Annotated in this window: 17 protein-coding genes; 10 read left to right on the plus strand and 7 right to left on the minus strand. The window is 70.1% G+C overall.

What is annotated here, in order from left to right:
- Positions 1 to 9 precede the first annotated feature (9 nt).
- A complete protein-coding gene (locus tag AC4PMY_RS05085; protein WP_071259737.1) occupies positions 10 to 645 on the minus strand; it encodes an arsenate reductase/protein-tyrosine-phosphatase family protein in 636 nt (211 codons plus the stop codon).
- A gap of 251 nt (positions 646 to 896) precedes the next feature.
- On the opposite strand from AC4PMY_RS05085, the gene AC4PMY_RS05090 reads away from it, so the two are divergent.
- The 5 genes from AC4PMY_RS05090 to AC4PMY_RS05110 all read left to right on the plus strand — a co-directional run bounded on the left by AC4PMY_RS05090 (position 897) and on the right by AC4PMY_RS05110 (position 7,168).
- Positions 897 to 2,339: a tyrosine-protein kinase domain-containing protein gene (locus tag AC4PMY_RS05090; protein WP_071259739.1), complete on the plus strand. Its 1,443-nt coding sequence runs from the start codon at positions 897 to 899 to the stop codon at positions 2,337 to 2,339.
- A gap of 39 nt (positions 2,340 to 2,378) precedes the next feature.
- Positions 2,379 to 3,482 (plus strand): glycosyltransferase family 4 protein, encoded by a 1,104-nt coding sequence (locus AC4PMY_RS05095; RefSeq protein WP_491622133.1) that lies wholly within the window; start codon positions 2,379 to 2,381, stop codon positions 3,480 to 3,482.
- Positions 3,482 to 4,831, plus strand: a complete 1,350-nt coding sequence (locus AC4PMY_RS05100) for an MATE family efflux transporter (protein ID WP_491622134.1) — start codon at positions 3,482 to 3,484, stop codon at positions 4,829 to 4,831. Before AC4PMY_RS05095 ends, AC4PMY_RS05100 begins: the two co-directional genes overlap by 1 nt.
- 148 nt (positions 4,832 to 4,979) lie before the next feature.
- Entirely contained in the window at positions 4,980 to 6,236 is a 1,257-nt protein-coding gene (locus AC4PMY_RS05105; RefSeq protein ID WP_314139869.1) for a hypothetical protein, read from the plus strand.
- Complete coding sequence (locus AC4PMY_RS05110) at positions 6,233 to 7,168, plus strand: glycosyltransferase (RefSeq protein WP_491622135.1); 936 nt, start codon at positions 6,233 to 6,235, stop codon at positions 7,166 to 7,168. Before AC4PMY_RS05105 ends, AC4PMY_RS05110 begins: the two co-directional genes overlap by 4 nt.
- Positions 7,169 to 7,285: 117 nt before the next feature.
- On the opposite strand, the gene AC4PMY_RS05115 is transcribed toward AC4PMY_RS05110, so the two are convergent.
- Together AC4PMY_RS05115 and AC4PMY_RS05120 are read right to left on the minus strand one after the other, a co-directional pair.
- On the minus strand, positions 7,286 to 12,964 hold the full coding sequence (locus AC4PMY_RS05115) for a PKD domain-containing protein (protein WP_491622136.1): 5,679 nt from the start codon (positions 12,962 to 12,964) through the stop codon (positions 7,286 to 7,288).
- A 214-nt stretch (positions 12,965 to 13,178) separates the two neighbouring features.
- Positions 13,179 to 13,817: a hypothetical protein gene (locus AC4PMY_RS05120; protein ID WP_491622137.1), complete on the minus strand. Its 639-nt coding sequence runs from the start codon at positions 13,815 to 13,817 to the stop codon at positions 13,179 to 13,181.
- Between the two features lie 228 nt (positions 13,818 to 14,045).
- On the opposite strand from AC4PMY_RS05120, the gene AC4PMY_RS05125 reads away from it, so the two are divergent.
- The 5 genes from AC4PMY_RS05125 to AC4PMY_RS05145 all read left to right on the plus strand — a co-directional run bounded on the left by AC4PMY_RS05125 (position 14,046) and on the right by AC4PMY_RS05145 (position 18,228).
- Entirely contained in the window at positions 14,046 to 15,089 is a 1,044-nt protein-coding gene (locus AC4PMY_RS05125) for a glycosyltransferase (protein ID WP_491622138.1), read from the plus strand.
- On the plus strand, positions 15,086 to 16,066 hold the full coding sequence (locus tag AC4PMY_RS05130) for a glycosyltransferase family 2 protein (protein ID WP_491622139.1): 981 nt from the start codon (positions 15,086 to 15,088) through the stop codon (positions 16,064 to 16,066). Before AC4PMY_RS05125 ends, AC4PMY_RS05130 begins: the two co-directional genes overlap by 4 nt.
- Positions 16,063 to 16,785: a polysaccharide deacetylase family protein gene (locus tag AC4PMY_RS05135; RefSeq protein ID WP_491622140.1), complete on the plus strand. Its 723-nt coding sequence runs from the start codon at positions 16,063 to 16,065 to the stop codon at positions 16,783 to 16,785. Before AC4PMY_RS05130 ends, AC4PMY_RS05135 begins: the two co-directional genes overlap by 4 nt.
- Positions 16,786 to 16,933: 148 nt before the next feature.
- Positions 16,934 to 17,404, plus strand: a complete 471-nt coding sequence (locus AC4PMY_RS05140) for an FAD synthase family protein (protein WP_064294253.1) — start codon at positions 16,934 to 16,936, stop codon at positions 17,402 to 17,404.
- 101 nt (positions 17,405 to 17,505) lie between these two features.
- Positions 17,506 to 18,228, plus strand: coding sequence for a polysaccharide deacetylase family protein (locus AC4PMY_RS05145; protein ID WP_071259758.1), 723 nt, complete (start codon positions 17,506 to 17,508; stop codon positions 18,226 to 18,228).
- A 108-nt stretch (positions 18,229 to 18,336) separates the two neighbouring features.
- Here the strand turns inward: AC4PMY_RS05145 and pip are convergent, their stop codons facing one another.
- From pip to recQ, 4 genes are all read right to left on the minus strand, one after another.
- Positions 18,337 to 19,296, minus strand: coding sequence for a prolyl aminopeptidase (gene pip / locus AC4PMY_RS05150; RefSeq protein ID WP_064294251.1), 960 nt, complete (start codon positions 19,294 to 19,296; stop codon positions 18,337 to 18,339).
- Positions 19,297 to 19,429: 133 nt separating this feature from the next.
- Positions 19,430 to 20,317, minus strand: coding sequence for a KPN_02809 family neutral zinc metallopeptidase (gene ypfJ / locus AC4PMY_RS05155; RefSeq protein WP_491622141.1), 888 nt, complete (start codon positions 20,315 to 20,317; stop codon positions 19,430 to 19,432).
- Positions 20,318 to 20,407: 90 nt separating this feature from the next.
- Positions 20,408 to 22,489 carry an acyl-CoA dehydrogenase family protein gene (locus tag AC4PMY_RS05160; protein WP_064294249.1) on the minus strand — a complete coding sequence of 694 codons (2,082 nt, stop codon included), beginning with the start codon at positions 22,487 to 22,489 and terminating at the stop codon, positions 20,408 to 20,410.
- A gap of 161 nt (positions 22,490 to 22,650) precedes the next feature.
- A complete protein-coding gene (recQ, locus tag AC4PMY_RS05165) occupies positions 22,651 to 24,645 on the minus strand; it encodes a DNA helicase RecQ (RefSeq protein WP_491622142.1) in 1,995 nt (664 codons plus the stop codon).
- Between the last annotated feature and the right edge of the window lie 194 nt (positions 24,646 to 24,839).

Consider the following 24,839-nt stretch of genomic DNA (forward strand, 5'->3'; position numbering starts at 1 on the left):
CTCGAACCGCTACCGCGCGAGGGCTTCCACAGCGGCGCCGAACCGCTCGACCGAGCGCTGGACGGACCGCAGGGTCGCCCGGTGCGCCCGCTTGCCGAGGTTGTGTCCGTCGGCGATGTCGAGCGGGTCGACGTCGCTCCCGAATCGCGCGAACAGCCCGGTGCGCTCCGGCTTCGGAGCAGGAGCGAGACCTCGACGGGCGTTGAGCAGGGCCGCCAGGTCGGACAGACGCTGATCGGCCGTCGTGCCGGCACCGGGTCGCCAGGTGGCGATCGCCTGGTCGGGCGCTTCGGCGAGCGCTGCCGCCTCGCGGAGGGTGAAGACCTTCGAACGGGCCTCGGGAGAGAGTTTGGCGAGGGCGGAGCGCTCGGCGCGGCTCGCGGTCAGCACGAGCCCCGCACCACCGATCATCGACTTGGTGACGCGGCGTGCACGATGAGCTGACGCCTTCGGCCCCTCCGCCGGCAGGCCGAGGATCGCGGCCGCGTCAGCGCACATCTCGTGCCCGCGACTGACCTCGATGCCGGCGCTCGAGCAGACGAGGCGGTCGAAGCCGGGAATGGTCGAGAACCGGGCTTGGAGGAGCTGTTCCGCGAGCGGGGAGCGACAGACGTTGGCACTGCACACTACGAGGATCCGCGCCATGACGTCCTTCGGTTTTCGCTCGGGGGAAGAATTCCGACAATCGTAGCGTGAGCGCCACACCCCCTTGACCGACACCGAAGGAGACCGCCCTGAACCCCGTCGAACGGGGGTCATCCGCGGGGGTGGACACCCTCGGACTGGGGGTCATCAAACGGCCCGTACCCCCCTGAGTGGGGGCGTCTTTCCCCTGATAAACCGGGAAATCGTCGGTACGCTGAGGTGTTGGGTGTCAACAAACCAGGGGGAGTCAGATGGATCTCGGCGACTACATCGCAACGCTGCGCAAGCAGTGGATCGTCATCGTGGTGCTCGCACTCGTCGGCGCGACCGGAGCCTACGTCTTCGCACAGACGATGGCACCGCAGTACCGTTCCACGACGAGCGTGTTCGTGACCACCGAGGCCGGCAACTCCACGACCGAACTGGTCCAGGGATCCACCTACGTGCAGAACCTCGTGCAGTCCTACGCCGTCCTCGCGTCCTCCCCGATCGTGCTCGAGCCGGTCATCAACGAGCTCGGTCTCGACATGAGCGTCCAGGACCTCGCGGAAGCGGTCACCGCCGACGCGCCCCTCAACACGGTGATCGTCGAGATCTCCGCAGTGTCGACGAGCGCCGAGCAGGCGCAGAGCATCGCCGCCGCCGTGGCGAACTCCCTGTCCTCCGCGGTGGACGGCATCTCCCCGAGGGACGATCAGGACCGCCCGGCCGTCCAGCTCACGATCATCGCGCCGGCCAAGCTCCCCATCTTCGCCTTCGCGCCCAACACCAAACTCCTCGTCGCCGGAGGCGGACTCGGCGGCCTGCTCATCGGCGTCCTGTACGCGTTCGGCCGGGAGCTCCTCGACACGAGGATCCGGTCGCTGCGCGAGCTGCAGCAGGTCTCCGACACCCCCGTCCTCACCACGGTCGCCCGCACACGGAAGGGCGAGCTGCCGACGCAGGCCATGATGCGAAACCCGAACGGCATGATCGCCGAGGGCTTCCGGAGCCTCGCGACGAACCTCAGTTTCGCCGACGTCGACGAACGGATCACCTCCGTCATCGTCACCTCAGCACTCCCCGGTGAGGGCAAGAGCACCGTCGCGCTCGGTCTCGCCCTCGCGATGACCGAACGCGCGCCGCGCGTCCTCCTCATCGACGCGGACCTCCGCCGCCCCTCGATCGCCGGCTACACCCAGATCGAAGGCGAGGTCGGCTTGACCAGTGTCCTCGTGGGCGACATCACCCTCGACGAGGCCGTGCAGTCCTGGGGTCGCGGCAACCTCGACGTCCTCGCCTCCGGCGGGGTGCCGCCGAACCCGAGCCAGCTCCTCGCCTCCGACGCGATGCGCCAGCTGGTGGACCGCGCCAAGGAGTCGTACGACTTCGTCATCATCGACACCGCGCCGATCATCCCGGTCACCGACCCGCTCTGGCTCACGCACATGACCGACGGTGCGATCGTCGTCTCCCGCTACAAGTCGACCCGCCGCCAGCAGCTCCACCGCGCGCTCGAGACCCTCGACGGCGCGAACGCCCGCACGATCGGGCTGGTCCTCAACGGCCTCAAGCAGGACGAGACGAGTTCCTACTACCGCTACAACTCGTACCGCTCGGCTCCGGACACCGTCCCACTCGGCCCACCCGCTGCGGGAGGGGCCACCCCCGCCGCGAACGACGCGGCGCGCACGCCGTCCATGGCCGGCCGCTGAGCCGCTGCCCGACGACGCGCCCGAAGGGACCGAGGAACGATGCCAACACCCGCTCGCCTGAGCCACCGCCGCGCCAGGCTGTACGAGGTCGTCCGCACCGCGCACCTCGAACGGGCCCGTGAACTGGCGCCTGCGAGCATCGTCTACCGTCGCCGCCGCTACGACTTCGACCCGAGCGTCGCCCCGGGCGTCGAGCTCGTCCAGGCCGAGCCGATGGCCGCAGCACGGCTGCTCGTCCGCTCCGGCGTGACCGCGCTCGAGGTCAACGAGCCGCTCCAACTGTCCACCGCCATCGCCACCCTGAGCACCCTGATCGCCCTCGACCTGCGCGCACGCCTCCGTGGAACACGGCCGCTCGTGGTGACGTACGCCATCGAGAACCTCGACCCGATGTCCGCCCGCCCCGCCCGCCTCCGGTCGCGCGTCAAACTCCGGGCGCAGCGTTGGGCCGCCGGTCGGGTGTGGCGTCGTCTCGACCGGATCGTCTACGGGACGACCGGTGCCCGCGATCTGCACGCCCGGGTCCTGCCGGCGCGACGCGACCTCGAGTCCACGGTCATCGAAGCCCTGCCCGCGCCCATGCCCGAGCGGAGCGACATCGTCCGGAACCCCCTGCAGGTCGTCTTCCTCGGAGCCCTCGTCGAGCGGAAGGGCTTCCCCCTGCTCGTCGAAGCCTGGTCAACCGTCCTCCAGCGCGAACCGCGCGCCTCCCTCGTCATCCTCGGCTCCGGCGAGCTCGAGCCCGCAGCGACCGCGCTCAGCGACCGCCACCCGTCCGTCACCTTCCACCGCGACCCGGCACGCTCCGTGATCTTCGACACCCTCGCCGCGAGCCGAACACTCGTCCTGCCCTCTCAGCCACGTCCGGACTGGCGCGAGCAGGTCGGCCTGCCGATCGTCGAGGGCCTCGCCGCCGGCTGCCTCGTGGTGACCACGACCGAGACCGGCGTCGCGGGCTGGCTGGACGAGCACGGCCACCGGGTCATCGAGCCGGGGGACGACGCGGTGGCGCTCGCCGAAGCCCTGCTCGCGACGCTCGCCAGCACCCGGACCCCGGAGAACGTGCTCGCGGACCTTCCCGCCCGTGACGGCCGTCTCGCCGCCGACACCTGGCTGTTCCGTGACGCCGGCGGTGATCGCTGATGGCGCGCGGCAGGGGCGGCATCTGGGCCTCCGTCAGCCAGACGGCCGTCGCGAAGATCTTCGTGATGGGGCTCTCCGGCGTCCTCGGCATCTTCACGAGCCGGATGATCATCGAACACTTCGGCTCCGGCGCCTACGCCCAGTACGGGCTGCTGACGAGCCTGCCGGCCCTGCTGCCGTTCGCCGACCTCGGCATCGCCGCCGTCGTCATCAACGCCATCGCCGGATCCGACGACCCGAAACGCGACCTGCAGGTGCGGCGTTCGATCGTGACGGCGTTCCGGATCCTCACCGTGTCGGGCGCCGTCATCATGCTCGTCGCCATCCTCATCACCGTCCTCGACCTGTGGACGGCGATCCTCGGCAACGGCCTCGCACCCGACGGCGGCAGCGTCGCGGCGTTCCTCTGCCTCGCGACGTTCGGACTCGTCCTGCCGATGACCGTCGGTCAACGCATCCTCATCGGAGTCGGTAAGACAAGCACCCAGGTCGCGACGCAGGCGATCGCCGCTCCGGCGATCTTCCTCGGCGTGTGGCTCTTCGTCGTCACCGGGTTCGACGGCGGCTCCTTCGTCGCCGTCCTCTCCTACGCGGCGAGCGGCGTCGTCGCCGCCGTCTGCCTGGTGCTCGCCGCGCGCTCGATCAGGCCGCAGGTCTGGCAGGCGATGAAGGAGGTGCCCAAGCTCCGCAGCGCTCCGGGCGTCCCCGCGTTCGCCCTCGCCTGGCCGATGGTCGTCCAGATGATCGCCTTGCCCATCGCCATGCAGACCGACCGCTTGCTGCTCAGCCACCTGACGACCGGACCGGAACTCGCCCAGTACAACCTCGCGACGCAGCTCTTCGGGCTCGTCATCCAGACGATCGGTGCGGCCGGGCTGGCCCTGTGGCCGATCTATGCCAAGGCGCGGTCCGCGAAGCGCGTCGAGTCGCCGCTCGTCCCGACGCTGTGGTTCCTCGGCGGCGGGCTCGCCCTCGCGGTCGTCCTCGCGGCGATCTCCCCGTGGATCGCCGGGTTCGTCTCCGACGGCGAGATCACCCTCGGTTGGCCGATCCTCGTCTCCTACGTCGTGTTCGTCGCCCTCCAGGCCGCGAAGTACCCGGTCGGGATGTACATGACGGACGCGAAGGGGCTCCAGTTCCAGGTCCTCCCCATCCTGTTCATGGTGCCGCTCAACCTCGGCCTCTCCTGGGTGCTCATCCCCGTCCTCGGTGCCGCAGGTCCCATCGTCGGATCCGCGGTCGCGGTCGCGATCTGCCAGGTCGTCCCGAACCTCTGGTACGTCCAGCGCGACCTCGCGAAGCGACGCCGGCTCGCGACGGAAGCGGAGCCCGTCGATGTCGCTCGCTGACCCGAAGACGACGGCGGGCCCGACGGGGACCGCAAGCCCGCGGTGGCGTGCGGCCCGCCCGCGGCGCGTATCGCAGGGCACCGTCGGAGCACCCGCGGACGAGAGGCTCGAACCGCTCCCGGTCCTGCGACCGCCGGCCGATCCGACCATGGCGACGGTCCACCGCATCATCGCGATCGTGTTCCTCGTGCTCCTCGGCGCTCGCCTCCAGGTCTTCCAGGGCTTCACCGTGGGCTTCGGCGTGGCCCTGATCCTGCTCCCCCTCTGGATGGGCGAGCTCCGGAGGTACCGTGGCGGAGTGCCCCTGCTCCTCGGCGGGGTCGCTGCAGCGGTGTCGGGGCTCTGGCTCACGGCTGCGATGGCCGACGACCACCAGACCGGCCAGGGCGTCGCCATCGGTGCGACCATCGTGCTCCTCGGCCCACTCGTGTCGGTCGCGTGCATCGTCTGGACCCGGACGGTCTTGACGCCGTCGCACATCATCGTGTTCTACGGCCTCGGACTGCTCGTTCGTGCCGTCATCGCCGGCCCGGGCGGTACCGCCTACATGACGAACGTGTGGAAGTTCCAGTACTCGGTCCCGCTGACCGTGATCCTGCTCGGACTGGCCCTGGCGACCCGCCGCCGCTGGATCGAGGTCGCCGTCGTCGCCGCCCTCGCAGCCGTGTCGATCCTCAACGACTCGCGGTCGCTGTTCGCGATCCTGCTCCTGACCCTCTGCCTCGTCGCCTGGCAGATGCGCTCCGCCGGCAGGAGCCGCAAGGCGTCGACCGCACGGGTCATCATCGGGATCGGCATCGCCGCGGCGTTCGTGTTCAACGTCGGCCAGGCCCTGCTCCTCGACGGGGTGTTCGGCGCGGAGACCCAGAGTCGCACCGTCGCGCAGCTCGATCAGTCGGGATCCATCCTGCTCGGCGGACGACCGGAGCTCGCCGCGACCGCCGCCCTCTTCCTCCATCAGCCGGCGGGGTACGGGAGCGGCACCTACGCCTCTCTGAGCGACGTGCTGGTCGCCAAGACCGGTATGGCCTCCATCGGGTACGACCCGAACAACGGTTACGTCGAACGCTTCATGTTCGGCACCGGGTTCGAGGTCCACTCCACCATCGGCGACCTCTGGGTCCGCTTCGGCCTCATCGGGCTCGCCCTGGCCGTGCTGATCGCCTGGCTCACCATCTACGGCCTCGGGCACGGCATCGCACGGCGCAACGCGAGCGCCGTCGTCATCTTCCTGGGGGTGCGGACCTGTTGGGACCTTTTCTTCAGTCCGCTCTACAGTTCCGTCCCGACGCTCACCCTGTTCCTGGGGCTCGCCCTCATCCTGAAGGTCGGCACCGACGGCCCTGGTGCGGGACGACACCAGGCGACCCTCGCGTCCGAGCACCGTCGGGGGGACGCAGCATGACCGGACCCGTGCGTTCACCCGAGCGGATCGGCATCGTCGTCGTGAACTACGGCGACCCCGCACTCCTCGAGCAGCACCTCGCGACCCTGACCCGCGCCGTACCCGGCCTCCGGACCGTCGTCGTCGACAACTACTCCTCCCCTGCAGCCCGCGACGCCGTCACTCGGCTCGCCGACGCGGAACGCTGGGACGTCATCCTGCCCGACGACAACCTCGGATTCGGCGCCGGCATGAACCTCGGTGTCGCCCGGGCGATCGAACTCGGCGTCGAGCAGGTGCTGCTCCTCAACCCGGACGCGTCGCTCACGCCCGAGGCGCTCGACGTGCTCTCGCATCGTTGCGCCGAGCAGCCGATGACGATGCTCGCTCCGCGGATCGAGCGACCGGACGGCAGCCTGTGGTTCGACGGGGTGGACCTGTATCTGCACGACGGGACGATCCGATCGCGGAGACGACGCGAGGACCACCCCGGGGCAGCCGTGGCGCCGTGGTTGAGCGGTGCCTGCCTCATGCTCAGCACGGAACTCTGGGAGCGCACCGGCGGCTTCCACGACGCCTACTTCCTCTACTGGGAGGATGTCGACCTGTCGCACCGCGTCGTCGCCGTCGGCGGCTCGCTGGCCGTCGTCGAGGAGGCCACCGCCGTCCACGACGAGGGCGGCACCCACGACCGCTCGGACGCCGCCTCGGCGCGTGCCAAGTCGACGACCTACTACTACTTCAACATCCGGAACCGTCTCGTCTACGCGGCCGAACATCTCTCGCCGGCCGAGGTGCGGGCCTGGAGACGCTCGACCATCCCCGTGGCCTGGTCCGTGCTCCTGCAGGGCGGTCGTCGGCAGTTCCTCAGCACCCGCAGCCCCCTCCGTGCGGGCGTCCGCGGGGTCGTCGACGGGCTCCGGCTCTCGAAGGCCGCCGCGCGCGGACGCTGACGCACGCGGTCACGCAGCCAGGCCATCGCCTCGGCGTCGCCGCTGCGCGTGGACGCCTCCCCGCACGTCGAACGGCCGGCCGTCCCGAAGGACGACCGGCCGTTCACCCGCGGTGGACTAGACCGTCGGCTTGACGAGGTACTCGTCGAACCGGGCGATGATCGGCCCGTTGGTCGCGGTGCCCGAGATGTACTGGCTCAGTCCGACGGTGCCTGGAGCCTGCAGCGCCGCCGTCGAGTCGACGCTCGTCAGCTGCCAGTTCGTCGGTTCGGTCGTCCCGGCCGCCCAGACCTTCGCACGCACCGTGGTGGGCGAGGTGCCGAACACCTGCAGACGGACCTGCATCTGCTGGCCGGGGACGTACACCAGGTCGGCGATGTTCACGGCGGACAGGGTGGTGCCGCCCTGCAGGAGCTGCAGCTGCACCCCGCTGTTCGAGCGGATCCACACCCGCGCCGCGTAGTTCGCCGAGCCGACCTGACGGCCGATCACCGAGACGTAGTTGCCGCCGCCGGTCGGTCCCTGATCGAACGAGACCTTCACGCTGCTGTCGGAGCTCGTCTGGCTCACGCCGTTGAGCGTGGTGGCCCGGGTCTGGCCGGCCGGGGTCGTGATCACGGCCTTGCCGTCGGCGAGGCTGAACGCGGACGGGTTGTTCGCCGGCGTCCAGGCGCCACCCGCCTCGGCCGTCCCCCACCCGGCACCGGCCGGACGCTCGAAGGCGTCCTGCGCGGTGGCCGGGGTGACCGGGGGCACGACGACCGTTCCTGCCACGGTGACCTGCTTCTGGGTCGCCGCAGTGGCGCCGGCGTTGTCGGTCACGGTCAGCGTCACCGTGAAGGTGCCGTCGGCCGCGTAGGTGTGGCTCGCGGTCGCTCCGGTGGCGGTGGCTCCGTCTCCGAAGTCCCAGGTGTACCCGGTGACGGTGCCGTCGGTGTCGGTTGATCCCGATCCGTCGGTCGTCAGGGCGAGGCCGGTCACGCTCGTCGTGAAGGCGGCGGTCGGTGCGACGTTCGGCGGTGGCGCTTGCACCGTGACCGTGCTGGTCTTGGTGGCGGAGGCTCCCGCGTTGTCGGTCACGGTGAGCTTCACCGGGTACGCCCCTGCAGCCGCGTAGGTGTGACTCGCGGTGACGCCCGTCCCCGAGGTGCCGTCCCCGAAGTCCCAGACGTAGGACGCGATGGAGCCGTCCGAGTCGGTCGACGTCGAAGCGTCGAAGGAGGCGGTCAGGAACGTCGCCGCCTGCGTGAACGCCGCGGTGGGCGGCACGTTCGCCGGCGGCGCCGTGACCGAGCCGGAGGGCTGCGCGATCAGGTTGCCGAAGCGCGTCACCACGGTGCCGCCGGTGGCGGTGCCCGAGATGTACGAGCGGAGGCTCACCGAGCCGGCCGCCTGCAGGGCCGCGGTGCTGTCCGTGGCCGTCAGCTGCCAGGCGGTGGGCTCGGTCGATCCGATCGCCCAGACCTTGGCCTTGAGCTCGGTCGGCGAGGTCCCGACGGCTTGGAACCGGACCTGCAGCTGGGTACCGGGCAAGTAGGTCAGACCGTCGATGTTCACCGCCTTGAGGATCGTGTTCCCGTTCATCAGTTGGAGCTGCACACCCTGGTTGTTCCGGATCCAGATCCGCGCGGCGTAGCTGTCGGCGCCGACGACGCGACCCATGACCGAGGCGTAGTTCCCGCCGCCGGTCGAGCTCTTGTCGAAGGACAGGCGGACCTGCGTCTCGGTGTCCGTGGCGCCGGCCGTGGTCAGCTTGGCTGTCCGCGTGAGGCCGACTGCGGTCGAGATGAGACCGCTGCCACCCGCCACGGAGTAGTTGGACGCCGCGTCGAGGGTCCAGGCGCCTCCCACGTCGGCGGAACCCCATCCGCCGGTGACCGAGCGGGCGAAGGTGTCCTTCGCCAAGACGGTCGCCGCGGGCGGAGCCACCACCGTGACGGCCTGCGAGGTCGTCGTACTGGCCCCGCCGTTGTCGGTAACCGTCAGCGCGAGCGTGTACGTCCCACCGGCGGCGTAGGCGTGTGCCGCCGTCGCACCCGTGCTGGTCGCGCCGTCACCGAAGTTCCACGCGTAGGAGGCGATCGTCCCGTCCGGGTCGCTCGACGCCGAGCCGTCGACCGTGACCGTGAGGCCCGATGCGGTCGGGGTGAAGGCGGCGACCGGGGGCTGGTTCACCGGGACGGTCGTCACGACCGCCTGGCTCGTCTCTCCGAGGAGCCCCTTGTCGTCGGTCACCGTCAGGTGGACGGTGAACGAGCCCGCCGAGGCGTACGTGTGACTCGGGTTGACGCCGGTCCCGGTCGTGCCGTCGCCGAAGTTCCAGGCGTACGAGGCGATCGTTCCGTCGGAGTCGCTCGATGCCGAGGCGTCGAACTGGACCCCCAGGTTCGCGATGGTCGCGGTGAACGACGCCGTGGGGGCGACGTTCGGTGCGACGACGGTCGCCGGGTGCTGCAGGGTCCCGGTTCCGCCGCGGTTGTCGGTCACCGTGAGCGTCACCGTGTAGGTGCCGGCCGCGGCGTAGGTGTGATCGGTCGTCACGCCGGTGCCGGTGGTGCCGTCGCCGAAGTCCCAGGCGTAGGACGCGATGGTCCCGTCGGAGTCGACCGAGCTCGACGCATCGAGGTGCGCGGTGAGGTCGGTGTTCGTGACGGCGAAGCCGGCGGTCGGAGCGACGTTCGGCAGGATGTCGAGCCCGAGGTCGTGGTGCTGGGTGACCTGCGCCGCGGTGAGCGGCTGCGCGTAGACGGCCACCTCGTCGATGCGTCCGGTGAAGGTGCCGGCCGTTCCACCCCAAGTCGTGTCGGAGCCCACGCGCCAGTACCCGGTGTAGTCCTGAGCACTCGTCTGCGGGTTGGTCCCCTGGAGGACACCGTCGACGTAGAGCTTCATGCCCGCCGACGACTGCTGTGCCACGACGTGGTGCCAGGCCCCGTCGTTGTAGGCGGACTGGGTCGTGATCGTGTTGGTCTGACCGGTCCAGGTGCCGAAGGTGAGCTGGCCGCCGTTCTCCATGTAGATGTGCCGGTCGTAGCCGCCGGAACCGCCCTGCTGGTTGGAACCGAAGCCGACGATCTTGCCACCGTTGGTGGTCGTGGTGTTGAACCAGGCCTCGAGCGCGTAGCTCGTCGGGTTTGAGTAAGCGGTGTCGCTGGCGACACCTGCCCCATCGGGACCGAACTGTGCGGAGCGGTTCCCGGCGACGCCGGCGAGCGCACCGTTCTGGTCCTTCCCGACGGCACCGTAGTAGGTGGCGGGGCTGTCGTTCCGGCCGGAGTCCTTCGCCGTGGTGCCGGTCGTCTCATCGAAGCGCCAGTAGGACGTCGGGTCGAGGTTGAACACCGCTGCACCGTAGGCGTCGGTGGGAGCAGCCGGGACCGGCGAGGTCCGGCCGGAGGCCACGTAGTGGTTCACGATCGTGTCGCGGTCGAGGACCGTCGGGTAGATCGCGGTGTCATCGATCGCGCCGGCGAAGTAGTCGCTCGAGCGCGAGCCCGGCCAACCGCCGAGGTTGTCGCCGCCGACCCGCCAGTAGCCGGTGAAGTCCTGGCCGCTCGTCGTGTCGGTGCGGCTGTCGAGCTTCTTGCCGTCCACGAAGAGCTGCATGCCGTTGGCGCCGAGCGTCGCGACCACGTGGTGCCACTCGCCGTCGTTGTACGCCTTCGCTGACTGGACGGTCCGGACGGTGCCCGGGTAGACACCGAACATCAGGCGCCCGTCGTTGTTCATGAAGATCATGCGGTCGTAGTTCCCGGAGGTCCCGGTGGAGTTCCCGCCGAAGCCGAGGATCTTGCCGCCATGGTCGGTGGTCGTCTTGATCCAGGTCTCAGCGGTGAAGGTGTTCGGCGCGTGCTGCGCCGTCGTGGTCGAGGCTGCGCTGTCGCTCGTGCCGGCGAACGTGGTCGCGGTCGTGTTCGAGCCGATGATCGCACCCGCCGTCCCGCGCGTCGTGTTGCTCGTCAGCGTCAGGTCGTCGCCGGTGGCCCAGTCGTAGCCGGTGGTGCCGCTGGCCTCGCCGAGCGGCCAGAACGACGTGGGACCGGACGCGAGGACGGCCTGCGCGTACGCCGAGGTGGAGCCGTCGGCGGACACGGTCACCGGGACGTTGTCACTCATCGTCGAGTTGCCGAGCGGATCGGTCACCTTGACGCGGTAGTTGACGGTCGTCCCCGGCGTCAGGCCGCTGTCGGTGTACATGAGGTTGCTGACCTTCCAGAAGGTCGAGCGCACGGACTTCGTCATGATCGGCGTCGCCGTCTGGTTGTTGCGGATCAGCTCGTACTTGAGGAGTTCGTTGTCGCGGTCGTTGTTCGTCTTCCAGGAGACGCGCACGGTGCCGCTGGCGAGCGAGACAGCGGTGACCGGGAACGCACTCCCCTTGAGCTTCGGACCCTCGAGGTTCGGTGCGACCGCCTTCGTCGCGAACCGGACCAGTCCCTGCTGCGACTTGTTGTTGACGGCGAGGAACTCCCCGCCGTAGACGACGTAGTTCGTGCTCGCCGCGACGCTCCACGGACCCTGGTTCTGGTTGGTCGCGGTACCGGGAGTGAAGTCCGGGAACCAGCTCAGGATGCTCGGCGTCGGTTGACCGGCGTAGTTGTAGTAGCCGTACGGGTCTGCCGTGGCCGTGCCGGTGGTGGTCTTCGAGAACGCCAGTGCGTTCTGGAAGGTCCACGGCTGGGTCTGCGGGAAGCCGCCGATGTTCCCGCAGTAGTGCGGGTGGCCGGCGATGTAGACGGCGTCGCCGTGCGAGGCGACCGAGTAGGAGTCGCCGTGGCAGTCCTCGACCCAGTTCATGTCGCCGTTCGCCCAGCCGGCGTTGAAGGCCCCCTCGAGGTTGCCCCCGGAGCCGAAGACGTAGCCGGTGCCGTAGACATTGTTCGCGTCGCTCGTGAGCGAGTAGATCGCGGCGTTGGCGCCGCCGTTGCGGATGAGGCCGTTGACGTTCCACGGGAGGAGCGCACCGGCGGTCGCGTCCACGGCGCCGAGGCCGTAGCCGGGGTTGCTGCTGCCGTTGAGCGTCGTGAACGCTCCGCCGAGGATCACCTTGGACTGGTCTGGCGCGATCGCGAGGGCGCGGACGACGCCGCCCTCGGTGACGGGCGCCCAGGGCAGGAGGGCACCGGCGTTCGTGAACGCCGCCGCTCCCTTCCTGGTCTGGCCGCCGGCGTTGGTGAATCCGCCACCGACGTACACCGTGCTGTTCGTCGCTGCGACGCTGTAGGCGATGTAGTTGAGTGCCGGGGCGAAGGACTTGAGGGCGCCGGTCGCCGTGTCGAACGCGGCGATCCGCGTCCGATCCTGCCCGTTGACCTTCGTGAAGCTACCGGCGACGTAGAGGGTCTTGCCGTCAGGCGAGGCTGTGACCGCCTTGACCTCGGCGTTGAGGACCGGAGCGAACGAGTTGATGAGCACGCCGGTGGTGAGGTCGTACGCGAGCAGGTAGGTGCGGTCGACCTCGCCGACGCCGGCTGCGTTGCCGGCCGGACGAGCCTTCGTGAAGGTGCCGCCCGCGTAGACGGTGTTCCCGACGACGACCTGCGACCACACGGTCTTGTTGATCTGCACCGTGGGCAGCGCGTCCGCCGAGACCGTCGATGCCTCGCCGGCGCCCTGGGGGACCGTGTCGGCCACCGCCGGAGCCGCCGTCGCGGTGAACGTGAGCAGCGCGGCGAACACCGCGCCGATCACGCCGAGCGCCACGGGCTTCTTCAACTTGGACGGGACGCCGCGGGCGTCGTTACGGCTCGGCGCGTGCGCGCTCGGTCGATCCTGGGATCGCAGAAATCTGGACACGGGTTCTCGGGTTTCGCTGGAGGCGGGCTCGGGGCGCGACAGAACTCCGCGGACGGGCCGAGGGGTGCGATCGTGTTTCGGATCCACGATCGCCGGCCAGGTGCAGGGGTGCCTCGCTCGTGAACCATAACGCGGGGGGCATCAGGGGCGTCACCCCCAAAACAGGTCCGATTTCACGGGGATCCTGCGGGGGTCAGCGCGGATCCGGATCGGGTCAGCGGGGAGCGGTGACCTGGAACACGGCCGCGGGGACGCCTGCCTGGTAATCGACCAGGATCGTGACGTCGTCCCGCTGCTCGACGGGCACCGTGAAGACGAACGTGGCCGTCGCGGCGTCCCCCGCCGCCACCTCCGGGTCGAAGGGCGCGGCGCCGGGTTCGGTGAGTGGCTCCGCCGGCACCCGGTCGGCTCCGGAGAACGCTGTGACGACCACCGAGCTGAGATCGATGCTGGCGTCGGTGGCGTTCTCGATCGTCGCCGTGAACCGGACCGCGGGTCCGGCTGTCTCGCCCGGGGCCTTCGCTTCGCCGTCGACCGCCTCGAAGTCGCCCAAGGAGACGGTCACGCCGGGCACGATCTCCACGGGTGCGTCACCGGCGACCGGGTCACGTTCGGGGAGGGCTTCGGCCGGGTCGGTGATGATGGGGCTCGGCGTGGGCGTGCCCGTGATGGCGGGCGGGTTCACGACGTCGCCGGTGCCGACGCGGTTGGCGTTCACCGCGAACACCACGACCACGGCCACCACCGCGACGACGACCGCCGCGAGCACCGAGATGACGACCATCCGGCGTCGGCGCCGCGGGTCGGGCGTGCTCGACGTGGGGGTCTGCTGCTCTGCTGCCGGCTCGCTCACGCCCGTACCTCTCCTCGACGACGGCCACCCGGCGCTCGATGCCCCGAGTGTACTGCCTCGGCTCCGTGCGCGGCCTCGTCCGGCTCGCGACCCCGGCCGCCGCTCATGTCACAATGGCTCACACCACCCGACGCCTCCCCGATCTCGCAGCGAACCCTCGGCTACCGAAAGGCACCGACGAACGCCGAGCGCGACCGATGCACCCGAGCACCGACCCCTGGAGGGTTCATGAGCGGACACCTGACCGTCCTGCAGCAGTACCCCGTGCCACGCCCGACGACGAACCCGTATCTGGTGATGCTCGCCGACCATCTCCGCGCGGTCCCCGGGGTCTCGGTGCAGAACTTCACCTGGAAGGGCGCGCTCCTCGGGCGGTACGACGCGTTCCACATCCACTGGCCCGAGATCCTCGTGTCGGGGCACACCCCGCTGAAGCAGTTCCTCCGCCAGTGCCTCACCGTGCTGCTCATCGTCCGGCTCGCGGTCACCCGGACCCCGATCGTCAGGACGGTGCACAACGTCGAACTCCCGCAGGACATCTCGCGGGTCGAGATCACGCTGCTCCGCCTCATCGACCGACGCACGGACTTCCGGATCACGCTCAACGAGACGACGACCCTGCCCGAGGACCAACCGTCCATCCTGATCCCGCACGGCCACTACCGTGAGTGGTTCGCCCGTCACCCGCGCGCTGCACAGCAGGACGGCCGGTTCGGGTACTTCGGGCTGATCCGCCGCTACAAGGGTGTCGAAACCCTCATCGAGGCGTTCCGTTCCGCGGTGTCGACGACCCGCGGACTCTCGCTCCGCGTCGGCGGCAAGCCGTCGACGGCGGAACTCGCCGACACCCTCACCTCGCTGGCCGGCCGGGAGGACGACGTCCTGCTCGACCTCCACTTCCTCGGTGACGACGAACTCGTGGACATCGCGACCTCGTCGGAGCTCGTGGTCCTCCCGTACCGGTTCATGCACAACTCCGGCAGCACGCTGGCCGCCCTGTCGCTGGACCGCCCGGTGCTCGTGCCGGACAACGCCGTGAACCGACTCCTCGAAGCCGAGGTCGGGCCCGGTTGGGTCCATCGGTTCTCCGGCGAGCTCGATGCCGAGGCACTGCTCTCCGCGATGGAACACGTCCGCGCCACAGCGCGCGGTCCGGTGACGTTCGTCGACCGTGATTGGGATCTCGGAGCCGCACGACACGTCGAGGCCTACCGACGGGCCATCGCCGCCAGACGCGGAGCTCCGGCGCCCACGGCCGGGGCCGCGCGATGACCGGGTCGTCCGCAGGCAGGCCCGACGCCCGTACTGCCGAGGTCCGCCTCGTCGTCGGCATCCTCACCTTCCGACGCCCGACAGCCCTTGCCGCGAGCCTGCCGAAGGTGCTGGAGCAGACCCGGTGGCTCCGCGATGCCGACGCGGCGGTCGTGAGCACCGAGGTGCTCGTGATCGACAACGACCCCGCGGCGAGCGCCAGGGAGGTCGCCGGGTCGACGGCGGGCGTCCGCTACGTGGTGGAATCGACACCGGGCATCGCGGCGGCGAGGAACCGGGCGCTCTCCGAGGCGGACCCGGCCGAGCTCCTCGTCTTCATCGACGACGACGAGGAACCGGGCGAGCACTGGCTGCTGCCCATCGTCGAGACGTGGCGGGCGACGGGCGCTGCGGCGGTCATGGGTCGCGTGCAGTCGCACCTGCCGGAGGGCACCGACCCGTGGGTCGTCGCGGGCGGGTTCTTCGACCGCGTGCAGCGCCCGACGGGCACCGTCATCGGCGAGGCCGCCGCCGGGAACCTGCTCCTGGACCTCGACCAGGTCCGCGCACTCGGCGTGCGGTTCGAGTCGAAACTCGAGCTCGGCGGTGGCGAGGACACGCTCTTCAGCAAGCACCTCGTCCGGCGGGGCGGGCGGATCGTCTGGTGCAACGAGTCCGTCACCCATGACTTCGTCGAACGGGACCGAGCGACGAAGCGCTGGGCGTTGCAGCGCGCGTGGAGCCATGGCAACACCAGGATCACGGTGGAGCGGTACTTCGCGTCGGGGCGCCGTGACCGAGCGCGGATCCGTGTGGTCGCGGCGGTGGGTGGTGCCGCTCGGGCCGCGGTCGGTGTCGCACGTTCCGTGTTCGGGACGCTCACCGGCTCGCTCCATCACCGGGCGCGCGGCGCGCGAGCCATCCGGAAGGGTGGCGGCATGTTCGTCGGCGCCTTCGGCGTGGTCTTCCGCGAGTACGCGCGGGACGAGGGATCATGAGCGGTCTCGGATCACGGCTCAAGGATCGCGTGAAGCGGTCGCTACCGGCCCTGGGCTCGATCATCGAGGTCGAGACCTCGACCCCGACCGTCGTGTTGACCTACGACGACGGGCCGCACCCGGTCGGTACGGACGGCGTCCTCCGATCCCTCGCCGACGCCGGGGCGACCGCCACGTTCTTCGTCCTGCTGAGCAGCGCTCGCCGTCACCCGGAGCTCATCCCGCGGATCACCGCGGAGGGGCACGAGATCGCCCTGCACGGTGTCGACCACCGGCGTCTCACGGCGTTCACAGCTGAGCAGGTCACCCGGCGCACCGTCGACGCGAAGCACGAGCTCGAGGACCTCGCCGGCACGCCCGTCCGATGGTTCCGGCCACCGTACGGGGCTCAGCATCTCGCGACCTGGCGTGCCATCCGCCGGGCCGACCTCGAGTCCGTCCTCTGGTCGGCGACCACCTGGGATGCGCGCGCCGTCGCCGCCGAGGAGCGCGTCGCCCACGCCCTGGCCGGCTGCCGCCCGGGGACGATCCTGCTGGCGCACGACGCCTTCGCCGGACCGGCCGACGGTGTCGACGACGGAGCCGAGCCCGAGGTCGACCGCGGGGCGCTCACCGCGACCCTGCTCGCCGAGTTCCGGGCGCGAGGCTGGGTCGGCCGGTCGCTCGCCGATGCGCTCGTGCACGGTCGACCGGTCAAGAGCGCCGTCTTCTCGTCCTGAGCCCTGTCCGGGTGCCACTCGAAAGTGGACTCGGCAAGCGCTGATGCCCCTCATAGGCTCGCAACTGGCCCGATGGACGCGCCGAGCACCGTCGTCGATCAGCCGACGTCGTGCGCACACCACCACGAATCCGCCAGGGGGCGACAGCATGACCGATCGAAGCACCGTCGGACGCGTCGGCTACGCCGCAGGGGCCTTCGACCTCTTCCACGTCGGTCACCTGAACATCCTTCGCCACGCCAAGAGCGCGTGCGACTACCTCATCGCCGGAGTCGTCTCGGATGAGCTGCTCCGCACCCGCAAGCGCATCGAGCCCGTCGTCCCGCTGACGGAGCGTCTCGAGATCGTCCGCCACATCGGCTTCGTCGACGAGGCCGTCGAGGAGACCTGGGACGACAAGCTCCAGGCCTGGGACGCGCTCCGGTTCGACATCTTCTTCAAGGGCGACGACTGGCGCGGGACCGCCGAGGGCCTCCGGCTCGAAGCGGAGTTCGCCAAGGTCGGCGTCGAGGTCGTCTACTTCCCGTACACGATGAGCACCTCGAGTACGGCGCTCCGCCGTGCCCTCGCCCAGCTCGAGGAGCAGCGCGAGCTCGACACGACGCTCGTCCAGGCCTGACACCCGCCCTCCCCGCGCCCGTTCCGCCGCCGCGGCCACGCTCCCGTTCGCCGCGACAGCGAGGTACTGTTGGACGGATCGACTCACAGGGCGGTGGACACATGACGAAGGCTCGGCAGGCGTTGCTCGCCCGGCTCACCGGCTCGCTGCCCGTCCACGGGTCGATCGTCGGCGTCGCGACCGACGAGCGCACGGTCGTCATCACGTACGGCGACGGCCCGAGTCCCGACGGGACGCCGGGGGTCCTCGACGCCCTCGCCGAGGCCGGAGCGACCGCGACGTTCTTCGTCCTCGTCGGCCGCGCGCGGAAGTACCCGGAGCTCCTCGAACGCATCGTCGCCGGTGGGCATGAACTCGCGCTGCACGGCGACGACCACGTTCGCCTCACCGACTTCTCCGAAGAGGTCGCCTACCGGCGCACCCTCGCCGCCAAACAGGAGCTCGAGCAGCTGAGCGGCCAGCCGATCGAGTGGTTCCGGCCGCCCTACGGCGCGCAGAGCATCGAGACGTGGCAGGCCGTCAAACGAGCCGGCCTGCAGACCGTGCTGTGGACCGCGACCGCCTGGGACGTCAAGGACGTCGGCGAGCACGAGCGCGTCGCCCACGCCGTCCGGCACTGCCACCAGGGCTCGATCCTGCTCGCCCACGACGGATTCGCCGGCCCGGCCGACGGCGTCGACGACGGCCCGGAACCCGAGGTCGACCGCGGTGCGCTCGCAGCCGAGCTGCTGAGCGGGTTCGCCCGCGAGGGCCTCGTCGGCCGCTCGCTCGGCGAAGCGCTGCGCGAGGGCAAGGCCGTCCGCCGGGCCCGCTTCACGGAGTGATCACCCCCGGCCCCCGAGCCGCCCCCCGGTCCCTGAGCCCCCCGGCCCCTGAGCCGCCCCCGGTCCCTGAGCCTGTCGAAGGGCGTCATCAGCGACCGGAACAGCCCCTCAGTCCTTCGCGAACCGGTCCGTCGCGTCGATGAGCGCCGACAGGATGCCCGGCTCGTCGAAGGCGTGCCCCGCGTCGGGGACGATCGTGAAGTCCGCCTCCGGCCACGCCCGGTGCAGGTCCCACGCGGTGAAGACCGGCGTGCACATGTCGTAGCGGCCCTGGACGATCACACCGGGGACTCCGGCGAGCTTGCCGGCGTCCCGGATGAGCTGCTCGGGTTCGAACCAGCCTTTGTTCGTGAAGAAGTGGTTCTCGATGCGCGCGAACGCCACCGCGAAGTGCGGGTCGGTGAAGCGCGCGACGGTCTCCGCCTGCGGGAGCAGCGTGATCGTCGACGACTCCCACCGCGACCAGGCGACGGCCGCCGGCCCGTGGACGGCCGGGTCCTCGTCGAACAGCCGCCGGTGGTAGGCCTCGATGAGGTGGCGGCGCTCGCCGACCGGGATCGGCTCGAGGTAGCCCTCCCACAGGTCGGGGAAGACCGCGGAGGCACCACCCTCGTAGAACCAGTCGAGCTCGGCGTCGCGCAGGGTGAAGATGCCGCGGAGCACGAGCTCGGTGACGCGCTTCGTGTGCTTCTGGGCGTAGGCGAGCGCGAGCGTCGACCCCCAGGACCCGCCGAACACCATCCAGCGCTTGATCTTCAGCGCCTTGCGGAGGACCTCGAGGTCGGCGACGAGGTGCCAGGTCGTGTTCGTCGACAGGTCGGCCGCCGGGTCGCTCGCGTGCGGCGTGCTCCTGCCGCAGCCGCGCTGGTCGACGAGGACGATGCGGTAGCGCTTCGGGTCGAAGAGCCGACGGTGGACGGGACTCGTCGCGCCGCCAGGGCCACCGTGGAGGAACACGACGGGCTTGCCGTCGGGGTTGCCGGAGGTCTCCCAGTACAGCGACTGCCCGTCGCCGACGTCGAGCATGCCGGTCTCGTACGGCTCGATCTCGGGATACAGCTCAGCCATGCGGTCCACTTCCTCCTGCGTTCACGACATGTGTCTCACCTAGCATGCCGCACCCATCGCCCCACAGCTCGCGAGGGGTCCCGAATGGTCCCCTCGGCACGCGCTGAACCGACCATTCGGGACCCCTCGCGGGCTAGAGCTGGTCGGCCGACACCGAGAAGGTGTCGCACGCGGACGGACCGGACCGGTAGCCGGTCATGAACCAGCGCTGGCGCTGCTCGGCCGAGCCGTGGGTCCAGGCCTCGGGGTTCACCTGGCCGGTCGCGGCTTCCTGGATGCGGTCGTCACCGACGGCCGCCGCGGCGCTCAGTGCGTCGTCAATCTCCTGCTGGGTCACGGGCTTCAGGAAGGCGACCCCCTTCGCGTCCTCGGTGTCCGACGCCGCGGCGACCCAGGCACCGGCGAAGCAGTCGGCCTGGACCTCGATCCGTACGGAGTCGGAGGCGGGGCCGGTACCGCTGCGATCGGCGCGGTCCATGATGCCGGTGAGCGCCTGGATGTGGTGCCCCCACTCGTGGGCGACGACGTACATCTCGGCGAGCGGTCCGCCCGACGCGCCGAAGCGGTCGCGCAGTTCGGCGTAGAAGCTGGTGTCGATGTAGATGGTCTGATCCGGAGGGCAGTAGAACGGGCCGGTGGCGCTCGTGGCGGCCCCGCAACCCGTGTTCGTCTGCTGGTCGAAGATGATGAAGTCGGCCGGCGAGGTGTAGTCGGCACCGAGCGCGGGCAGCTCCTCGGCCCAATAGGCGTCGAGCGACGAGTAAGCACCACCCATGCGGCAGTCGACGCTCGCGTTCGCGTCGGCGCCCGTCTGGCACTCGTCTGAGAGCTGGGTCTCCTCCTGCTGGCCCCCGCCGACACCCGCGCCACCGAGGATGCCCGACACGTCGACCCCGAGGAACTGGGAGATGAGGGCGATCACGATGACGCCGACCGCGCCACCACCGACGGCGATGCCGGTCGTGCGGCCTCGTCGCTTGACCTTGTTCCCGCTGATGTCGGCGTTGTCGTTGAACGTCATGTCGGCACCCTACCGCGCAGCGCGAGGTGAGGCATATCGTCGCCCGCCCCTTGCGCGGGCGACGATTCGCCTCCCGTCAACCGGCTGGGTTCAGCGGGACTTCTTCGTGAGCGTCTTCTCGTCGACGGGTGCGTCGCCCGAGGCGCGGAGGGCGGCGAAGTAGTCGGCGGCCTCCTGCTGACGCTGCGCCTCCTGGCCCGTCGCGATGGGTGCCCGCACGTGCTCGGGCGCGAAGCCGAACGCCTCGACCAGATCGAGGGCGTGCGGACGCAGCCGGGAGATGAGGCGGTCGACGTAGGCGCTGACGGCCTGACCGCGCTGCGGCGACAGGCGACCGTGGATGAGGTACCAGGCGAGGTGCTTCTCGATGAGCGACAGCCCGAAGAGGTCGTGTACCCACGTCATGACCTGCTTGGTGCCCGCGTCCTCGATCTGCTCGACACCCTCCGTGAACGCCTCCCACTGCAGGAGCTCGCCGTGGGCGCGCGCCGCCTCGATGAGCTCGTTCTGGTGTGCGTTGAACAAGTCGGACGCGGCCTGCTTCGAGAGCTTGTTCGCGCCGCGCAGCTTGGTCGCGACCTCGGCGATCATCGACTCGACGCGCTCGGTCAGCAGCTCCCGCTGGACGTTCGTGTCGCGCAGCTGGCTCACCGAGCGTGCGGTGGACCCGAAGTCCTTCACGGTCTGCGCGAGGCTCCGGAGTCCGCTGCTGTGGACGGCGCGGTCGGTCGCCTGCTCGACGACGTAGCGGGCGAGCGCACCGGCGTCGACCTTCGCGAACTTCCGGCTGTAGTCGGTGAGGAGTCGCTTGGCCACGAGCTGCAGCAGCACGTTGTTGTCGCCCTCGAACGTCGCGTAGACGTCGAGGTCGGCGCGCAGGCCGGTGAGGCGGTTCTCCGCGAGGAAGCCGTTGCCACCGCACGCCTCGCGCGCCTCCTGGAGCGTGTCGAGCGCGTGCCAGGTCGACAGCGGCTTGAGGGCCGCCGCGAGCGTCTCGAGGTCTTGACGGTCGTCGTCCGAGTCGGCCTTGCCGCTGAACACCTCGTCGAACTTCACGAGCAGTCGGTCGTGGGCGAAGATCTGCGCGTACGTCGTCGCAAGGCGCGGCAGGAGCCGGCGCTGGTGGCGCTGGTAGTCGAGGATGACCTCCTCCTGGGTGTCGCTGCCCGCGTTGAACTGCCGACGCTCACTGCCGTAGGTGATCGCGATCTGGAGGGCGAGCGCGGAGGCCGACGTCGCGGCCCCGTCGAGGGACACCCGGCCCTGGACGAGCGTTCCGAGCATGGTGAAGAAACGACGCCCGGGGCTCTTGATCGGCGAGGAGTAGGTGCCGTCCTCGGCGACGTCGCCGTAGCGGTTGAGGAGGTTGGTGCGCGGCACGCGCACGCCGGTGAAGTGGAGCCGGCCGTTGTCGATGCCGTTGAGCCCGCCCTTCAGGCCGTCGTCCTCGCCGCCGATCCCGGGGAGGAACGCGCCCTCGTCGTCGCGGATCGGCACGTAGAAGCAGTGCACACCGTGGTTCACGCCCTTCGTGATGAGCTGCGCGAACAGCGTTGCCGCCTTCCCGTGGACCGCCGCGTTGCCGAGGTAGTCCTTCCACGCCGCGCGGAACGGGGTGTCGATGACGAACTCCTGGGTCTCCGGGTCGTACGTCGCGGTCGTCGCGATCGAGGCGACGTCGGAGCCGTGACCGGACTCCGTCATCGCGAAAGCGCCGGGGACGTCGAGGTTCATCGCGCCGGGCAGGAACGCGTCGTGGTGCGGCTCGGTGCCCAGGTGCAGGATCGCCGCACCGAAGAGCCCCCACTGCACACCGGACTTGATCTGGAGGGACGGGTCGGCGAGGACGAGCTCCTCGAAGCCGGCGATGTTGCCGCCGTGGTCGTCGGCGCCGCCGAGGCGCTTCGGGAACGCCTTGTGCACCTGACCGTTCTCGACGAGGAGCTTGAGCTGGTGGAAGACGCGGTCGCGGTGGTCGTCCATCGACTGGCCCTCGATGCGCTGCATCTCCGGCTTGGCGGCGAGCGCCCGGGACGCGAGACGGGCCTCAGGCCAGGTGCCGAGCAGCTGGTGCGCCAGCGCCGGGACGTCGATCCGCGCGTCGGACGGCGCCACCTCGACCGTCGCTGCCGTGCTCCCGCTGACGCTCGTCCGGATCGCTGTGTCGACCATCGCTGTGCCCTGCCTTTCACCCATGAAAACCTCCCACAATGGTAGGTCTGTCATAACGATGGGCGAAAGCGCCTGTGGGATGTGGACAAGGGCCCGCCCGATCGTCGTCGATCGACTTGGTCCTCCCCCACAGCTGTCGCAGCTGGCTCTCAGGAGCGGCGTCAGGCGTTGGCGGCGACGACCTCGATGAGCGCTTGCCCGTAGGCGTCGAGCTTCTTCGCACCGATGCCGCTGATGCCGTCGAGCGCGCCGAGCGAGTCGGGCTTCGCCGTCGCGACCTCACGCAGGGTCGCGTCGCCGAAGACGATGTAGGCCGGGACACCCTGCTCCTTCGCGACCCCGGCCCGCCAGGCACGCAGGGCCTGGAACAGCTCGGCCGCGGCCGGCTCGAGCTCGGCGTTCGCGCTCGACGAGCGGGAGGACGACCTCGACGAGGAGCGGGCGGCGCGTTCCGGCTCGCGACGCATGGCCACCGGCCGGTTCCCCGCGAGCACCTCGGCGCTCCCCTCGGTGAGGCCGAGCGTGCCGTACTCGCCGACGGTGGCCAGGAGGTCGCGTGCGAGCAGCTGACGGACGACGCCGCGCCACTCCTGGTCGCTGAGGTCCTCGCCGATGCCGAAGGTCGCGAGTTCGTCGTGCCGCTGCTGGGCGACGCGGTCGGTGCGCTTGCCGCGGAGGATGTCGATGATCTGCCCCGCACCGAAGGACTGGTTGCGCTCGCGCTTCAGGCGCACGATCGTCGAGAGGAGCTTCTGCGCCGGCACGGTGCCGTCCCAGGTGACCGGGGGTTCGAGACAGGTGTCGCAGTTGCCGCACGGCGTGGAGGGCTGACCGAAGTAGCGCAGCAGGTTGACCCGGCGGCAGTCGACGGTCTCGCAGAGGGCCAGCATCGCGTCGAGGTGGGCGCTGAGATTGCGCTGGTGCGCGAGGTCGCCCGGCGACTCGGCGATCATGCGCCGCTGCTGGACGACGTCCTGCAGACCGTACGCGAGCCAGGCGATGGACGGCTCGCCGTCTCGCCCCGCGCGGCCGGTCTCCTGGTAGTAGCCTTCGACGCTCTTCGGGAGGTCGACGTGGGCGACGAAGCGGACGTCCGGCTTGTCGATCCCCATGCCGAAGGCGATGGTCGCGACCACCACGACGCCGTCCTCGCGGAGGAAGCGGGACTGCGCCGCGGCACGCACGGAGGCGTCGAGTCCGGCGTGGTACGCCACGGCGTCCACCCCGTTGTCGCGCAGCAGCTGTGCCGTCTGCTCCACCGTCTTCCGACTCAAGCAGTAGACGATCCCCGCGGTGCCGGCCGGCTGCTCCTTCACGAACGCGACGAGCTGCTTGCGGACCTCGTTCTTGCCGACGATCCGGTACTGGATGTTCGGGCGGTCGAAGCTCGAGACGAAGTGCTTCGCCTCGCCGAGGTGGAGCCGCTGCGTGATCTCCTGGTGCGTCGCCTCGGTGGCGGTCGCGGTGAGTGCGATGCGCGGGACGTCGGGCCAGCGTTCGGCGAGCTCGCCGAGCATGAGGTAGTCGGGACGGAAGTCGTGCCCCCACTGCGACACACAGTGCGCCTCGTCGATCGCGAGCAGGGCGATGGTGCCCTGGCCGAGGAAGCGCCGGGTCGCCTCGGAGCTCAAACGCTCGGGCGCGACGTAGAGGAGGTCGAGTTCGCCCGCGAGGTAGGCCTGTTCGACCCGGGAGCGCTCAGCGGGATCCTGGGTCGAGTTGAGGAACGCGGCGCGGACCCCGACGGCGAGGAGTGCGTCGACCTGGTCCTGCATGAGGGCGATCAGTGGGGAGACGACGATGCCGGTGCCCGGCCGGAGCAGGGCGGGGATCTGGTAGCAGAGGCTCTTGCCCCCACCCGTCGGCATGAGGACGACCGCGTCGCCGCCGCCGGCGACCTGCTCGATGATCTGCTGCTGCTCACCGCGGAACGCGTCGTACCCGAAGACCGTGTGGAGTGCCTCCTGCGCCGTGGCGAACTTCTGGCCTGCCGCACGCACCGCCACCGCAGGTGGAGCGGCGGGAGCCGAGGTGACAGCACCGCTCCCCCACGCGACGCCACCGCCGAGATACGCGTCGTCGGGCGGCGGGGCGTCGAAGTCGTCGGGAGCGTCCGCGTCGTCCGGGATCCAGTCGGGTTCGGTGCTCCAGCTCATCCGTCGATCGTAGCCGCAGCGGCTGACACCCCGGTGCCCCTCCACAGGAACGGATCCGAAGAATTTCGCTCCTCTTAATGCGCGACCCCGTCCGAGTCGCGATCGGATCTTTTTCCAAACCACCCCCGAGGGGGCTCCGAAGTGTCATCGAGGGCCGGTTCTGAGAGGCACTCGACAACCGGTCCAAACCTCAT

Source organism: Plantibacter sp. MDV22-iso1 (assembly GCF_058408345.1).

Coding starts and splice junctions, on each gene's coding strand:
- ypfJ (WP_491622141.1), bottom strand. CDS start 20,317: ATGACGTTCAACGACAACGCCGACATCAGCGGGAACAAGGTCAAGCGA.
- AC4PMY_RS05085 (WP_071259737.1), bottom strand. CDS start 645: ATGGCGCGGATCCTCGTAGTGTGCAGTGCCAACGTCTGTCGCTCCCCG.
- AC4PMY_RS05140 (WP_064294253.1), top strand. CDS start 16,934: ATGACCGATCGAAGCACCGTCGGACGCGTCGGCTACGCCGCAGGGGCC.
- AC4PMY_RS05105 (WP_314139869.1), top strand. CDS start 4,980: ATGGCGACGGTCCACCGCATCATCGCGATCGTGTTCCTCGTGCTCCTC.
- AC4PMY_RS05090 (WP_071259739.1), top strand. CDS start 897: ATGGATCTCGGCGACTACATCGCAACGCTGCGCAAGCAGTGGATCGTC.
- AC4PMY_RS05110 (WP_491622135.1), top strand. CDS start 6,233: ATGACCGGACCCGTGCGTTCACCCGAGCGGATCGGCATCGTCGTCGTG.
- AC4PMY_RS05125 (WP_491622138.1), top strand. CDS start 14,046: ATGAGCGGACACCTGACCGTCCTGCAGCAGTACCCCGTGCCACGCCCG.
- AC4PMY_RS05100 (WP_491622134.1), top strand. CDS start 3,482: ATGGCGCGCGGCAGGGGCGGCATCTGGGCCTCCGTCAGCCAGACGGCC.
- AC4PMY_RS05130 (WP_491622139.1), top strand. CDS start 15,086: ATGACCGGGTCGTCCGCAGGCAGGCCCGACGCCCGTACTGCCGAGGTC.
- AC4PMY_RS05145 (WP_071259758.1), top strand. CDS start 17,506: ATGACGAAGGCTCGGCAGGCGTTGCTCGCCCGGCTCACCGGCTCGCTG.
- AC4PMY_RS05095 (WP_491622133.1), top strand. CDS start 2,379: ATGCCAACACCCGCTCGCCTGAGCCACCGCCGCGCCAGGCTGTACGAG.
- recQ (WP_491622142.1), bottom strand. CDS start 24,645: ATGAGCTGGAGCACCGAACCCGACTGGATCCCGGACGACGCGGACGCT.
- AC4PMY_RS05160 (WP_064294249.1), bottom strand. CDS start 22,489: ATGGTCGACACAGCGATCCGGACGAGCGTCAGCGGGAGCACGGCAGCG.
- AC4PMY_RS05135 (WP_491622140.1), top strand. CDS start 16,063: ATGAGCGGTCTCGGATCACGGCTCAAGGATCGCGTGAAGCGGTCGCTA.
- pip (WP_064294251.1), bottom strand. CDS start 19,296: ATGGCTGAGCTGTATCCCGAGATCGAGCCGTACGAGACCGGCATGCTC.